Here is a 12,525-nt window from a genome sequence, read left to right as displayed (position 1 = left end):
GAGGGTAAAATTCAGACCGAACCCCGAGCCGTCTTGCATATCTGACCGTGAACTGCGGTAGCGGGCACGATGGGATTCGAACCCACGACCGTCGGATTAGAAGTCCGACGCTCTATCCAGACTGAGCTACGTGCCCTCGAGTACTCCTTCGTCGGCCGACCAGTATAAGCGGTGTGGATTCTCCGTTCGCCGGAGACGCCGTCGAACCGCTGCTACCGCCGACGCCGAGGGTGATCGAGACACCCAGATAGCGCCTCGGCTCGAGCGGTTGTGTTCTGAAAAACTGAAATCGACGTTGAGAGTCGCCGTCAGGCGACGGAAACGTAGATTAGTTGCGGACGACGTTCGTCGCGCGGGGGCCTTTGGGGGCCTGTTCGATGTCGAATTCGATCTCTGAGCCTTCTTCGAGGTCCGGGCCGCCGACGTCTTCCATGTGGAAGAAGACGTCATCGTCAGCGTCGTCCGTCGAAATGAAACCGTAGCCGCCTGTGTGGTTGAAGAAATCAACCTTACCGTTTGCCATTACAAACAAATGTATGACCAGTACACGGATAAGAGTTCCGAGGGTCGTGGTACCGTGATCTCCGTTTCGGGGTCGTCCGCGAGCGTTCGCCACGTTGTCGACTCGCTCGAGCGTGCCGGACTCGCCCACGAGACACAGCCCTTATGCACGCGTCGCCTGTACCGTCTGCCGATGCACGTCATCGGAACCGTGGGGCTGCCGGGCAGCGGCAAGGGCGAGGCCGCCACGGTGGCACGCCAGGAAGGAATCCCGGTGGTGACGATGGGCGACGTCGTCCGTCAGGAGACCGCGGATCGCGGACTCGATCCGACGAAAGACCACGGCACGGTCGCCCAGGCCCTGCGCGAGGAGAACGGCCCGGCGGCGATCGCCGAACGCTCGCTGCCGATGATCGAGGATCGCCTCGTCGACCACGACGCGGTGGTGATCGACGGCATTCGCTCCGGCGTCGAGGTCGACGTCTTCGAGGAGCGCTTCGACGACGCGTTCACGCTCGTCAGCATCGAGGCCCCCTTCGAGCTGCGCGCCGAGCGGATCGACGCCCGCGGGCGCGACGCGGGCGCTGACGACGGCGGCGAGTCGCTCGAGCGCCGCGACGAGCGCGAGCGCGGCTTCGGGATGGACGACGCGATGGACCGGGCCGACGTCGTCGTCGAGAACACCGACAGCCTCGAGTCGTTCCACGACCGGATCAGAGAGCTCATCCACGAGGGCCCACGGGCCCGACCCTGATCGACCATGACCGATATCTACCGCGTCGACGTCGAGATCACCGCACCCGTCTACGACACCGAGATCACTGCCCGCGTCGCCGACGCCGTGGCGACCGTCTTCCCCGAGGCCGACCTCGAGGAAGGCCACGGCGAGATCCGTGGGACGGCCCACCGGCTCGAGCACTTCTCCGAGCTGCTCCACCGTCAGGAGATCCTCGACACCGCCCGCAGCGAGTTTGTTTCCAATCGCGAGGGAGACACCTTCTCGTTCGCGCTGAAGAAGGGCGCGGCGTTCGAGGGCCGGGTGAACTTCTCGGTCGGCGAACCCGACGAACTGGGTGAGATCGCCGTCCGCGTCCGGGTACAGGAGCCGACGCTCGAGGAGTACGTCGATCACGTCGCGCCGCCGACGGAGGACGGTCGGCCGGTCGACGTCTGAGTTCGAGCCGGGACGAGGCGTCTTGGGGCAAGGAGTCATGGGGCTGCCCGGCGTAGCACGGGCTCGATGTACGAGACGATCCCCGTTTCCGAGATTATGGTCACGGACGTCGCGACCGCCACGCCGACCGAGACGGCGGCCGAGGCTGCACGAACGGTCCGCGACCGGAACGTCGGTTCGGTCGTCGTCGTCGACGGCGAGGAACCGGTCGGTATCCTCACCGAGGGCGACTTCGCCAGACACCTCTGTGAGCGGTCCGACCTGGGGCACGTCGAACTCGAGGCGGTGATGTCGATGCCGGTCGTGACGATCGCGCCCGACGCGTCGATCGTCGAGGCCGCCGAGATGCTCCGGCGACACCAGTGTAAGCACCTGCCGGTCGTCGCCAACTCCGGCGAGGCGGACGAGCTCCGGGGGATCGTGACGACGACCGAACTCACCTACTACATCCCGCAGCTGATGCACCCGCCGGCCATCCACGACCGCGAGCCGAAGCGACTGACCGTCCGGACGGACACCCAGTACGAACGCGACGACTGGTCGTTCGAGTACCACGGTGAAGACGAGACGCAGGTCTCCGTCGGTGACGTCGCGATCTTCGGGAAGAGGCTCAGCGAGTCCGACGTCGAGTCGTTCGCGGAAGTCACCGGCGACACGAACCGGCTGCACCTCGAGGCATCCTACGCCGCGGCGACCCGGTTCGGAGAGCGGATCGTCCACGGCGTCCTCGGCGTCGGACTCATCAGCGCCGCGCTCGCTCGGCTGCCGGGGCTTTCGATCTACCTCTCCCAGGAGATCAGCTTTCGTGGACCCGTCGGCGTCGGCGAACGCGCGACCGCTCGCTGTGAGATCGTCGACGACCTCGGCGGCTCGAAGTTCCGCGTCGAGACGACCGTCCTCGACGAGTCCGAGGAACCGGTCCTCGAGGGCGAGGCGGTCGTGCTCGTCGACGAACTGCCGCCGGAAGGGGTGCTCGAGGGGGAAGCGACGGCCTGAGCGTCGGCGCTCGAGGCGCTCGACTCACCCGGCCTCGACCAGCTCGAGCACCGTCTCCCGCAACTCGGCGGGCGAGTCGACGACGACGTCGGCCGCCGAGAGGTCGAGGTCGTCGTGGGCGTCGATGCGGTAGGCGACCGTCGTCGTACCGGCCCTGGCGGCCGACTCGACGCCGTGTTCGGAGTCCTCGACGGCGACGCAGGCTTCGGGCGGGACCTCGAGTTCGGCCGCGGCGTGCTCGAAGACGTCCGGCTCGGGTTTGCTCCCCCCGTCGACGTCGTCGGCGCTGACGACCGCGTCGAAGTCGCCCGCGAGGTCGAACCGCTCGAGGACGAGCTCGAGCCAGTCGTGTGGCGAGGAGGAGACGAGCGCGACGGCGACGCCGCGTTCCGCGAGTTCGTCGCGGAGGTCGTGGAAACCCGGAAGCAGCGAGACGCGCTCGGTGTAGAGCTCGTGGGCGAACTCCTCGAAGCGCTCGAGGTACGCCTCGCGAGAGAGGGCGGTTCCGTACTCCGACTCGAGGGAGTCGTAGATCTCGCGGTAGTTCATCCCGGTGATCTCGGCGACGTCGACGTCCGCGTGGGGGACGACCTCGGGGAGCAACTCGTCGCGTTCGTAGACGACCCAGTAGTCCTCGCTGTCGACGAGGACGCCGTCCATGTCGAACAGTACGGCGCGCATGGCTGCCGGATATTCGGCGAGAACGGATAGCCGTTTGGCCGTCGTGGCAGCGACGACTGTTGGCCGCGTCCGTTCCGCTGACGTTCTGGCTCCGCTCAGGGCTCGAAGTGGCTGACGCGCTCGAGCCTGATCGAGATGATGACCCGTTCGGTCTCGATCGGGTTGGGGTACTCGTCTTTCCCCATGTACCGCTTCGTCAGTTCGTCGATGTGCTCGCGCGCACCCTCGGTGGTGAGTTCGTCGACCTCGCCCGTCACCGAGAGCATCCGGTAGGGGTTGTCCGGATCAGTCATGCTGATGGCGACCCGCGGGTCGGTTCGAACGTTCTTCTCCTTGCGGCGGTCGCGCTCGGTGTTCACCAGCAGCCGGTCCGCGTCCGCGTCGTAATCGATCCACACGGGCGTCGAGTGTGGTGCACCGTCTGGCAACAGCGTCGAGAGGTGAGCGAACGTCTGCTTCTCGAACAGGTCGTGGAACTTCTCCGGGATTGATCCCATAGCGGCCGTACGTCGGTGCCACACTAAGCTGTGATACCTACAGGCACGATCTCACGGCTACGATCCAACCGCAGGCCGTGACTCGAGCCGTTACCGGCACACGTCGCCGCGACGTTCGTGTTCCATCAGCGTCGAAACCGCGTCGGCGACGTCGGTACCGAACTCTCGCTCGAGGTACCAGAGCGCGAGGTCGATCCCCGAGGTGACCCCGCCGGCGGTGAGGACGTCGCCGTCGTCGACCACGCGGGCCTCGGTCACGTCGGCGTACGCGGCGAGGTCGTCGACGGCGCTGTGGTGGGTGATCGCGGGCCGACCCTCGAGCAGGCCAGCCTGGGCGAGGAGCATCGCGCCCGTGCAGACGGAGGCGACCGTTGATCCCTCGTCGTATCGGTCGGAGACGGCCTCGGCCAGTTGCCCCTCCTCGAACGCTCGCCGGACACCACCGTCGCTGCTCGACCACCCGCCGCCGGGGACGACGAGCAGATCTGGCTGGCCGAGGACGTCGTCGGGTTCGACCCGCAGGCCGTGGCTCGCCCGGACGACGTCGGTGGGCTCGAGGGTGACCAGTTGCGTCTCGATCGACCCGCCCTCGGCGGCGCCGTTTGCGAGCACCTCGTAGGGGCCGATCGCGTCGAGTTCGTCGAAGCCGTCGAAGAGCACGATCTCCGCGTCAACTGGTGCCATAGCTGGGAGTGGGCCACGGCGAATAAACCCGTTTCGTCGGCGGCGGAACCGACCGGAAGCCGGCGCCGTGACTCGAGCGAGACGAACGCTTTTATCGGAGTACGAACCTATCACACACTGTGTCCCAGACAGCCGGGTACATGCGCTTTTTTCCGTACGACCAGCCGTACGAGAACCAGCGCGAGGCCATGGACCGCATCTACAACGCCCTCACCCGCGGCCAGGACGTGCTCTTCGAGGGCGCCTGTGGGACGGGCAAGACGCTCTCCTCGCTCGTTCCCGCCCTGGAAGTCGCCCGCGAGCAGGGGAAGACGGTCGTCATCACGACTGACGTCCACCAGCAGATGCGCCAGTTCGTCGCCGAGGCCCGCGCGATCACCCGCGAGGAGCCAATTCGCGCGGTGGTGTTCAAGGGCAAGGGGTCGATGTGTCACATCGACGTCGGCTACGAGGAGTGTCAGGCGTTGCGAGACAACACCCGCGCGCTGGTCGACGCCGAGACGGACCGCGCGGGACTCGAGGCCCGCCAGCGCGACCTGCTCGCGGAGAGTCAGGCGGGCGACGGCGGCGCCGCCGAGGCCCGCAGCGCGGTGATGGACGAACTCGAGCGCCTCGAGGAGCGGATCGACGACCTCGAGGAGGCCAACGTCTGCGATCACTACCGGAACAACCTGCTCGAGGAGACCGAGGACTTCTTCGGCTGGCTGTTCGAGGACGTTCGCACGCCCGAGGAGATCTACGCGTACGCCGACGAACGACAGCTCTGTGGCTACGAACTTTTGAAAGAGGGCCTCGAGGGCGTCGACCTCGTCGTCTGTAACTACCACCACGTACTCGATTCGACGATCCGCGAGCAGTTCTTCCGCTGGCTCGGCCGCGATCCGGGCGACGTCATCGCCGTCTTCGACGAGGCGCACAACGTCGAGGACGCCGCCCGCGAGCACGCCACTCGCACCTGCTCGGAGCGGACGTTCGACTCGGCGCTGGACGAACTCGAGGGGCTCGACGATCCATCCGCTGCGGACGCGGCGAACGTCCTCGAGGCGTTTCGCGACGCCCTCGTCGAGACGTACGAGGAGTCGTTCGGCTTCGGCGACCGAGAACGGATCGGCGAGCAGTGGGAGGACGTCCCCATCTCGAACGAGGACCGCCGGGACGACCTCACGCTCGCCTTTTTGCAACGGTATTCGGGTCAGGGGATCGACGCGGACCTCGAGGTGGCGACGACACTCGGGAAACGGCTCGACGAGGAGTACGAGGAAGCGTATCGGGAGGGCGAGACGGCCACCCGGACGGAGTGTCAGACGCTCCAGGCCGCGGCGTTCGTGAGCGCGTGGATGGCCGAGGGGGCGAAACAGGGACTGTACCCGGTGGTGTCGGTTCGGCGCGACGCCGGCACCGAGGAGGTCTACGGCCGCGCGGAGCTCTACACCTGCCTGCCGCGGCAGGTGACCGGCCAACTGTTCGAGGAGGTGTCCGGGACGGTGCTGATGAGCGCGACGCTCCAGCCGTTCGACGTCACCGAGGACGTCCTCGGCCTGGCCGAACCGGTGACGATGGCCTACGGGCTGCAGTTCCCCGCGGAACGCCGGCGCACCTACGCCGTCGAGACGCCGCCGCTGTTCGCCTCCAAGCGCGACGACCCCGAGGTGCAGGCCGCGGTCTCGGAGACGATCATCGACGCCGTCCGATTCACTCCGGGGAACACGCTCGTCTTCTTCCCGAACTACGCCGAGGCCGCCCGGTACGCGAGCCACCTCGAGCGCGATCTCGACCTCGGCTCGACGGTCTACCTCGACGAACCTGGCGAGGACGTCGAGGACCTCCGCCAGGAGTTCGTCGCCGACGCCGACGCCGTCTTGCTCACCTCGCTGTGGGGGACCCTCGCCGAAGGGGTGAGCTTCGACGGTGAGGACGCCCGAACGGTGCTCGTCGTTGGCGTTCCCTACCCCCACCTCGACGACCGCGCGGAGGCGGTCCAGGAGGCCTACGACGCGGCGTTCGAGGGCACCGACACGGGCTGGCGCTACGCCGTCGAGATCCCCACGGTCCGGAAGACCCGCCAGGCGCTCGGGCGCGTCATCCGCTCGCCCGAGGACGTCGGCGTTCGGGCGCTGCTCGACCGACGCTACTCGAGGCGGGCGAAGTCCGACCTGGGCAAGTACAGCGTCAACGGGACGTTCCCGCACGTCGAGCGCGAGGAACTCATCGACCTCGAGCCCGAGAAGCTCAAGTTCGCGATGCTCAACTTCTACCGCGACCAGGACGCCTACGACGGCAAGCCACCGACGCCCTGACCTTCTTGGCCTGTCGCCGCCGAGTGAAGCGCATGCACGCCCTCGTCGGCACCGACTCCGTCCACACGACCGCCGCAGCCTGTGACTACCTCGCGGATCGGGCGACGACCGCGGATGCCGTCACCGTCGTCGCCGTCGCATCGCCCGACGATCCGGCGGCACGGCGGGACGCTGAGGAAGCCCTGAACGTCGCCGGCGTCCGACTGTTCGACGTCGGGGACCTCGAGACCACGATCCGAGCGGGTGACCCCGCCGAGGAGCTCCTTGAGGCCGCTGCCGAACGCGACGTCGACGAACTCGTCATCGGCGCTCGAGGCGGCCGCCCGGGGGCGACGGCCGACGTCGGGGACGCGGCGCAGGCGGTGTTGACTCGAGCGGATCGGCCGGTCGTGGTGGTTCCGGTTCCCGAGTTGTGAGCACGGGAGTCAAAAACAGTGTGACTGGAGTCCGACTACTCCAATCGCGAGTGCCGCGATCGACCGACCAGTGCCAGCGATCCGAGACCGGCCGCGATCGCGGCGACCGAAGCGACGGTGCCGAACCCGGGAAGTCCGTCAGCCGTCTCGTCGGCCACCTCACTGGTCTCCGCTTCGTCTGCGGGTTCGTTGGGTTCGATCGAGATTACCAGTTCGAAGCCGTCCAGGTCCGTTCCCGCCTTCCAGACGACCTGTGCGTCGGCTTCGACGGCTGGCTCGTGCGACGTCGAGATGATCGCCGATCCGTCGGGACCGGTGACGACGAGCGGTCGGTCGGGTTCGAAGCCGCTCGCGAACGGCTCGGTGACGACCAGCGTGTCGCCCTCGAGTTCGGCGAAGCCCTCCCAGGTGACCGAGGTCGTCACGACTCCACGATCGTCCTCGGTTCGGACGTCGATCCCGTCCCGGGTGACCGTCGCCTCTCCGTCGTCGACCTCCGCTGCGACCGACTGCATCCGGTCTTCGAATCGATCGAGCAGTTCGCGCTGTGCCCCCTCGTCGTCCTCGAGCGACTCGAACGCCTTCCGTTCGTCATCGTTGGACAGTTCGTACACGGAGACCAGCGACACCGTCGCGTCACCGTTCGCGGTCACCGCTACGTGAAGGCTCGGTTCGTCGGCCTCCTCGACGGCAGTCGCTCCTGCAACCGGTGAGACGAACGACCCTCCGATCGCGAGCAGGACGATCATCAGGACGGAGAGCTCACGACGCATCGTTATTGTCCTGCGTCGTCAGTCTCCACCCCTCGATCCGTCCCGCTGTCCGCCGCTTCGGTCCGATCGATGGCTTCCTCGGCGTGCTCTGTGGCCTCCGTTGCGTACTCAGTGGCCTCCTCGGCGTGTTCGATGGCCGCCTGGGCGTCCTCGTCGGCGACGTCCGCTGCGCGGTCGAAGGCTGCCTCGGCCTCCTCGAGCGCCGCAGTGGCACGCTCGAGGGCTGCCTGGGCGTCCTCGTCGTCTTCGTCGACGCGATCGGCAGCACGGTCGATCCGATCGGCAGCCCGCTCGAGTTCACCGCTGGCGCGCTCGAGTTCCGCGTCGACGCGGTCAGCCGGCGACTCGGTTTCCGCAGGGGTCGGTACCGGTGCGCCCGGTTCACGCTCGAGTGCGACGGCGTGTCCGACGCTGTCGCCGGCGATCGAGCGAGCGATCTCGGCGGTCTCCGGGCCGCCGAGTTCACTGGCGTGCGCTCGGAGCTCCCGAATCGCGTCGACGTCGATTCCGCGCTCTTTTAAGAGCTCCTCGGGCAGTTCACCCGCGGTCGCCTGTGCGTGCTCGGCTAACCGTTCGGTGGTCGCCTTCTCGGCGGCGACCGTCGCGACCTTCGCTCGATACTCCCCGTCGTCGATCTCGCCGGCCTCGCGCGCATCCGCCAGCTGGTCGAGCGTCGTCTCGTGCGCTTTGAGTCGCTCTTCGATCTCGTCAAGCTGGTCACCGACGACGTCGGCTTTCGCCGCGTCCGTCTGCGCGTTCGCGATCTTCACGCCGTAGGTGCGTTCGGACACCTCGCCGTTCACCTCGGCCTCCTGGACCCCGACGACGCCGGCGAGGCGCTCGCCGGGTTCGATCGAGTCGGTCGCGTTCTGTGCCTCCTCTGCGTCGGTTGCGAACGCACTGGCGCCGAGTGGAACCGCTACCAGCGCACTCACGAGTGCGATCGCCACGACGATCGTTGCAGTTCGATTCATCACGATCTCCAGTCTGTCGTGTTTCCTGATATACCCTCCCGACGTCGTCCCCGGTTCATCGACGTTTTCCCCGATTTAACGCCGTTTTCGACCCGCCGCTGTCTCTCGGTTTCGGCGGTTCAACCCGATTTCGACTTTCCGTCGACTGCGCTTTGACTTGCAGTGTCATCTTCCGGAAGCGTGAGGACGTTCTCGCGACCGAGACGGAACGACTCGAGGTTCCCCTCCTCGCGCAACCCGCCCACAACCTTGCTCGTCTTCGCGTCGGTCCATCCGAGCTCGTCGACGATCGTCTGCTGTTTGATTCGGCCACCGCGTTCCTCGAGCAATCGGAGGACCTGCTCTTCGTTGCTCAGGAGGGACTCCTCGGGCTCCGTGGTCGGGCTCGGTGCCTCGGGCTCGGGCGTCGGCTGCGGATCGTCACCGTCGGCTGCACCCGCCGCTTCTGCGGTGCGTCGTCGGAGCCACCACCCCACGGCACCGACGATCCCCACGGCGGCGGCCACACCTCCCGCGACGGCCCAGCCAAGTCCTGCTCCGCCCGGGGAAACGACGACGCGTGGCTCCCCGGAGACGAAGTCGGTCTCGCTCCCGTACCAGATGACGGCGTGGTCGCGTCGGTCGTCCGGCTCGGGCGCCACCGACTCGAGCTCGTACTCCTCGGGCCAGCTGAGCAGTACCCGCGTGCCGTCGTCGAGGTAGAGTCCCTGGATGACGTCCCCGGCGTGGAGGTCGTCGCCCTCGCCGGCGGCGAAGCCGTGCCAGCGGAAACTGTACCTGACGACGCCGTACTCGCGGGCGAACGACTGGCGTTCGGTCTCGACGGCGAACCCGTCGGCGGTCATCTCCCGACCCGTCGCTTCGCTCGCCGCCGCGACCGTGTCGTCCATTCGGGCGGCGAACTCAGCCGTGTACGCGCCCGGGTCGTCGGCGACGTCCGCCTCGAGTGACTCGAACGCCTCCGTGCGCTCGTCGTCGTCGAGTCGCACCAAGAACTCGAGCGTCCAGTCGGCGTCGCCGTCGGATCGTACCGCGACGTCCATCCGGACCTCGTCCGCGTAGACGTCGGCCTGCTGTGCGAAGACCGACTCCGATTCCGGGGCGGTCGACCCCGCCACCGTTGCCGATCCCACACCGGCGATGGCGACGACGACTACGAGGAAAACGAGCCACCCAACGCGATCACTCATACGCGTCCCTGCCAGTACCATCGCTTAACGTGCACGAAATCACTCACGTATGAAACTCCGCTGAGGGGTTAGCGACGCGCTTCGGGTCGCCACGACCGGCTCCTTCTACGTTCCCCAGTCCATCGTCGTTCACCGTCCCGCCTCGCCCGGTGGCACCTTATCGCCGCCGGGCGTGAGCCCGCTGACCGTTTCTCCGAGCGACTCGAGGCCGCCGTCGAGGAACTCGAGGACGGACCCGAGCACGTCGGAGACGAACTCGGGAACCGGACTCGGTAACGCCTCCGGCGGGCCGTTTCCGTCCTGGGCAGTCACGGCCACTGGCGCGCTTGCGAGCACCGCGAACGCGATCACGAGCGTGAGTATCGTCCGTTTCATCACATTCGATCGCTGGACTGTCGTGCTATTCAATCGGTCAGTTGGTTTCGACGATTTATCGTCGTTTACGTCCGTTTGCTACGGTTTTCGAACGTTCTGAACGGACACCCGACGCTGAACGGCCCGGTAGCTCCCTCGAGTCCCATCACGACTGGTTCGACGAGTTCGACGATGGCTGCCGGACTCGAGGCGGCGGGAACCGCTCGAGCTTACGAGAGGAACTCTGGCTCGTGGAATTACTCGCGGTAGAAGTCGGCCCGGCTGGATTCGAACAACGCGAAGACGGTCGCTCACTTCGTTCGCGCTGCGTCTTCTCTCGTTCGAATCAGCGGGGATATTCGCCGCTCGCGGATTTGCTCGCGGCAGAAGTAGTCCCGGCTGGATTCGAACCAGCGTCCTCAGACCCAGAATCTGAGAGGATTGGCCACTACCCCACGGGACTCTGTATCCACGTTCGATTTGGCTCGCTTTATGGCTTGCGATTCGACTCGAGTCGGTGTAAAATCCGGCTCGTCGAACGAGTCGATGGGCGGTGGATCGACAGTCACTTACTCGAGTCGGGGCGACGGTGAGGTATGTACGTCGGACGCTTCCTCGTCGTCGGCCCCGAGGGCGGTGCCTACCGCGTCTCCTCGCGCTCGTTCCCCAACCGCCAGATCGTGACTCGGGACGACGCCCTCACCGTCGGACCCACTCCCGACGCGCCGGAGACGGACAACCCGTACGTCGCCTACAACTGCCTGCGAATCGTCGACTCGCCGGCCGGCGAGACGGTCATCTTCGGCAACGGCTCGCAGGTCGATCCGATCGCGGAGAAAATCGAGCTGGGATACCCGGCGCGGGACGCCCTCGCGAGTAGCCTGCTGGCGCTCGACTACGAGAAAGACGACTACGACACCCCCCGGATCGCGGCGACGATCGACGCCGACGGCGAGGCCTACGTCGGAATCGTCCGCAAGGACGCCCTGCTGGTCGAGACCGTCGAGGAGCCGACGCTCGTGGCGACCTACGAGAAAGACAGTCCCGAGGCGTTCGACTTCGAGGCCGAGGACGCCGAAACGGCCGCGAGCGCGGCGTACGACCTCGAGTTCGAGCACGCCGTCTGTGCGGCGGGCGTCGCCCGGACCGAGGACGGCTTCGAGACGGCGATCGAGAACGGCGACGACTGAGTCTCGCTGCCCGCTCGGTATCCTGCCTAAGTTACATTTCTCTGGCGCACGTCGTGTCATCCATGAGAGTCGGGCTCGTCTCCGACGTCCACGGCAACCAGGTCGCCCTCGAGGCCGTCCTCGCCGACATGCCTACCGTCGACGCGCTCGCCTGTGCGGGCGACGTCGTCGGCTACAACCCGTGGCCCGCCGCGTGCGTCGACGCCCTTCGCGACCGTGACGTCCCAACCGTGATGGGCAACCACGACCTGGCCGTCGTCGAGCGCAGCTCCTTTCGGTTCAACGAACTCGCCTGGGCGGGCGTCAAACACGCCCAGCGGGAGCTCGACGAGGCCCAGCGACGCTGGCTCGAGTCGCTGCCGACCGAGCGGCGGGCGTTCGACGGTCGGGTGAAGCTCGTCCACGGCCACCCCGACGATCCGGACCGGTACACCTACCCCGAGGAGTTCTCGCCGCGGCTGCTCGGCGAGGAGGACGTCCTCGTGATGGGCCACACCCACGTCCAGCACGCCGAGCGCTACGGGGACGGGATCGTCGTCAATCCCGGCAGCGTCGGCCAGCCGCGCGACGGCGATCCCCGCGCCGCCTACGCGGTGGTCGACCTCGAGGCGATGACCGTCGACACTCACCGCGTCGCGTACGACCTCGAGGCGGTGATCCGCGAGGTCGAGCGGGTCGGGCTTCCCTCGCGGATCGGGACGCGGCTGCAGTCGGGACGGTAGGTCCCCATCTGCCGGCCGCTACGGCCGGAAGAACGTTCTCGTCCTCGTGAACGCGGCCCAACAGCTATCAGCGGGG

The 12,525-nt window shown here is 67.1% G+C and carries 15 protein-coding genes and 2 tRNA genes; 7 read left to right on the top strand and 10 right to left on the bottom strand.

What is annotated here, in order from left to right; all coding sequences use genetic code 11:
* Nucleotides 1–61: 61 nt before the first annotated feature.
* Together NMQ09_RS01585 and NMQ09_RS01580 are read right to left on the bottom strand one after the other, a co-directional pair.
* A tRNA-Arg gene (locus tag NMQ09_RS01585) sits at nucleotides 62–136 on the bottom strand.
* A 192-nt stretch (nucleotides 137–328) separates the two neighbouring features.
* Nucleotides 329–523 carry a cold-shock protein gene (locus NMQ09_RS01580; RefSeq protein WP_255192704.1) on the bottom strand — a complete coding sequence of 65 codons (195 nt, stop codon included), beginning with the start codon at nucleotides 521–523 and terminating at the stop codon, nucleotides 329–331.
* A 171-nt stretch (nucleotides 524–694) separates the two neighbouring features.
* Between NMQ09_RS01580 and NMQ09_RS01575 the strand changes: the two genes are divergently transcribed.
* From NMQ09_RS01575 to NMQ09_RS01565, 3 genes are all read left to right on the top strand, one after another.
* Complete coding sequence (locus tag NMQ09_RS01575) at nucleotides 695–1,255, top strand: AAA family ATPase (RefSeq protein ID WP_255192703.1); 561 nt, start codon at nucleotides 695–697, stop codon at nucleotides 1,253–1,255.
* 6 nt (nucleotides 1,256–1,261) lie between these two features.
* Nucleotides 1,262–1,675 (top strand): RNA-binding domain-containing protein, encoded by a 414-nt coding sequence (locus NMQ09_RS01570; protein WP_255192702.1) that lies wholly within the window; start codon nucleotides 1,262–1,264, stop codon nucleotides 1,673–1,675.
* A gap of 66 nt (nucleotides 1,676–1,741) precedes the next feature.
* On the top strand, nucleotides 1,742–2,671 hold the full coding sequence (locus tag NMQ09_RS01565) for a CBS domain-containing protein (RefSeq protein ID WP_255192701.1): 930 nt from the start codon (nucleotides 1,742–1,744) through the stop codon (nucleotides 2,669–2,671).
* 24 nt (nucleotides 2,672–2,695) lie between these two features.
* Here the strand turns inward: NMQ09_RS01565 and NMQ09_RS01560 are convergent, their stop codons facing one another.
* The 3 genes from NMQ09_RS01560 to NMQ09_RS01550 form a co-directional block, all read right to left on the bottom strand.
* Nucleotides 2,696–3,352 (bottom strand): HAD family hydrolase, encoded by a 657-nt coding sequence (locus tag NMQ09_RS01560; RefSeq protein ID WP_255192700.1) that lies wholly within the window; start codon nucleotides 3,350–3,352, stop codon nucleotides 2,696–2,698.
* 95 nt (nucleotides 3,353–3,447) lie between these two features.
* Complete coding sequence (locus tag NMQ09_RS01555; protein ID WP_255192699.1) at nucleotides 3,448–3,849, bottom strand: PPOX class F420-dependent oxidoreductase; 402 nt, start codon at nucleotides 3,847–3,849, stop codon at nucleotides 3,448–3,450.
* Nucleotides 3,850–3,939: 90 nt separating this feature from the next.
* Nucleotides 3,940–4,533: a DJ-1/PfpI family protein gene (locus NMQ09_RS01550; protein WP_255192698.1), complete on the bottom strand. Its 594-nt coding sequence runs from the start codon at nucleotides 4,531–4,533 to the stop codon at nucleotides 3,940–3,942.
* A gap of 119 nt (nucleotides 4,534–4,652) precedes the next feature.
* Between NMQ09_RS01550 and NMQ09_RS01545 the strand changes: the two genes are divergently transcribed.
* Both NMQ09_RS01545 and NMQ09_RS01540 read left to right on the top strand, forming a co-directional pair.
* A complete protein-coding gene (locus tag NMQ09_RS01545; protein ID WP_255192697.1) occupies nucleotides 4,653–6,830 on the top strand; it encodes an ATP-dependent DNA helicase in 2,178 nt (725 codons plus the stop codon).
* Between the two features lie 32 nt (nucleotides 6,831–6,862).
* Complete coding sequence (locus NMQ09_RS01540) at nucleotides 6,863–7,246, top strand: universal stress protein (protein WP_255192696.1); 384 nt, start codon at nucleotides 6,863–6,865, stop codon at nucleotides 7,244–7,246.
* A 35-nt stretch (nucleotides 7,247–7,281) separates the two neighbouring features.
* Here NMQ09_RS01540 and NMQ09_RS01535 read toward each other — a convergent pair whose 3' ends face one another.
* The 5 genes from NMQ09_RS01535 to NMQ09_RS01515 form a co-directional block, all read right to left on the bottom strand.
* On the bottom strand, nucleotides 7,282–8,019 hold the full coding sequence (locus tag NMQ09_RS01535) for a DUF7345 domain-containing protein (protein WP_255192695.1): 738 nt from the start codon (nucleotides 8,017–8,019) through the stop codon (nucleotides 7,282–7,284).
* 2 nt (nucleotides 8,020–8,021) lie between these two features.
* On the bottom strand, nucleotides 8,022–8,993 hold the full coding sequence (locus NMQ09_RS01530) for a hypothetical protein (protein WP_255192694.1): 972 nt from the start codon (nucleotides 8,991–8,993) through the stop codon (nucleotides 8,022–8,024).
* A 119-nt stretch (nucleotides 8,994–9,112) separates the two neighbouring features.
* The gene (locus NMQ09_RS01525) at nucleotides 9,113–10,183 is read right to left on the bottom strand and encodes a helix-turn-helix transcriptional regulator (protein WP_255192693.1); all 1,071 of its coding nucleotides are present in this window, start codon (nucleotides 10,181–10,183) and stop codon (nucleotides 9,113–9,115) included.
* Between the two features lie 129 nt (nucleotides 10,184–10,312).
* Entirely contained in the window at nucleotides 10,313–10,558 is a 246-nt protein-coding gene (locus NMQ09_RS01520) for a hypothetical protein (RefSeq protein WP_255192692.1), read from the bottom strand.
* A gap of 369 nt (nucleotides 10,559–10,927) precedes the next feature.
* Nucleotides 10,928–11,000, bottom strand: a tRNA-Gln gene (locus NMQ09_RS01515).
* 133 nt (nucleotides 11,001–11,133) lie between these two features.
* Here NMQ09_RS01515 and NMQ09_RS01510 point away from each other — a divergent pair.
* Both NMQ09_RS01510 and NMQ09_RS01505 read left to right on the top strand, forming a co-directional pair.
* Nucleotides 11,134–11,727 carry an IMP cyclohydrolase gene (locus NMQ09_RS01510; protein WP_255192691.1) on the top strand — a complete coding sequence of 198 codons (594 nt, stop codon included), beginning with the start codon at nucleotides 11,134–11,136 and terminating at the stop codon, nucleotides 11,725–11,727.
* A 62-nt stretch (nucleotides 11,728–11,789) separates the two neighbouring features.
* Nucleotides 11,790–12,449, top strand: coding sequence for a metallophosphoesterase family protein (locus NMQ09_RS01505; RefSeq protein WP_255192690.1), 660 nt, complete (start codon nucleotides 11,790–11,792; stop codon nucleotides 12,447–12,449).
* The last annotated feature ends 76 nt before the right edge of the window (nucleotides 12,450–12,525 follow it).

The sequence above is a fragment of the Natronobeatus ordinarius genome (assembly GCF_024362485.1).
Lineage (GTDB): Archaea > Halobacteriota > Halobacteria > Halobacteriales > Natrialbaceae > Natronobeatus > Natronobeatus ordinarius.
The sequence above is the reverse complement of the archived record's forward strand: the minus strand, read 5'-3'. Positions and strand labels throughout refer to the sequence as shown.

Excerpts from the sequence above, each read along its gene's own strand:
- NMQ09_RS01580 (WP_255192704.1), bottom strand. The coding sequence starts at position 523 with ATGGCAAACGGTAAGGTTGATTTCTTCAACCACACAGGCGGCTACGGT.
- NMQ09_RS01575 (WP_255192703.1), top strand. The coding sequence starts at position 695 with ATGCACGTCATCGGAACCGTGGGGCTGCCGGGCAGCGGCAAGGGCGAG.
- NMQ09_RS01570 (WP_255192702.1), top strand. The coding sequence starts at position 1,262 with ATGACCGATATCTACCGCGTCGACGTCGAGATCACCGCACCCGTCTAC.
- NMQ09_RS01565 (WP_255192701.1), top strand. The coding sequence starts at position 1,742 with ATGTACGAGACGATCCCCGTTTCCGAGATTATGGTCACGGACGTCGCG.
- NMQ09_RS01560 (WP_255192700.1), bottom strand. The coding sequence starts at position 3,352 with ATGCGCGCCGTACTGTTCGACATGGACGGCGTCCTCGTCGACAGCGAG.
- NMQ09_RS01555 (WP_255192699.1), bottom strand. The coding sequence starts at position 3,849 with ATGGGATCAATCCCGGAGAAGTTCCACGACCTGTTCGAGAAGCAGACG.
- NMQ09_RS01550 (WP_255192698.1), bottom strand. The coding sequence starts at position 4,533 with ATGGCACCAGTTGACGCGGAGATCGTGCTCTTCGACGGCTTCGACGAA.
- NMQ09_RS01540 (WP_255192696.1), top strand. The coding sequence starts at position 6,863 with ATGCACGCCCTCGTCGGCACCGACTCCGTCCACACGACCGCCGCAGCC.
- NMQ09_RS01535 (WP_255192695.1), bottom strand. The coding sequence starts at position 8,019 with ATGCGTCGTGAGCTCTCCGTCCTGATGATCGTCCTGCTCGCGATCGGA.
- NMQ09_RS01530 (WP_255192694.1), bottom strand. The coding sequence starts at position 8,993 with ATGAATCGAACTGCAACGATCGTCGTGGCGATCGCACTCGTGAGTGCG.
- NMQ09_RS01525 (WP_255192693.1), bottom strand. The coding sequence starts at position 10,183 with ATGAGTGATCGCGTTGGGTGGCTCGTTTTCCTCGTAGTCGTCGTCGCC.
- NMQ09_RS01520 (WP_255192692.1), bottom strand. The coding sequence starts at position 10,558 with ATGAAACGGACGATACTCACGCTCGTGATCGCGTTCGCGGTGCTCGCA.
- NMQ09_RS01510 (WP_255192691.1), top strand. The coding sequence starts at position 11,134 with ATGTACGTCGGACGCTTCCTCGTCGTCGGCCCCGAGGGCGGTGCCTAC.
- NMQ09_RS01505 (WP_255192690.1), top strand. The coding sequence starts at position 11,790 with ATGAGAGTCGGGCTCGTCTCCGACGTCCACGGCAACCAGGTCGCCCTC.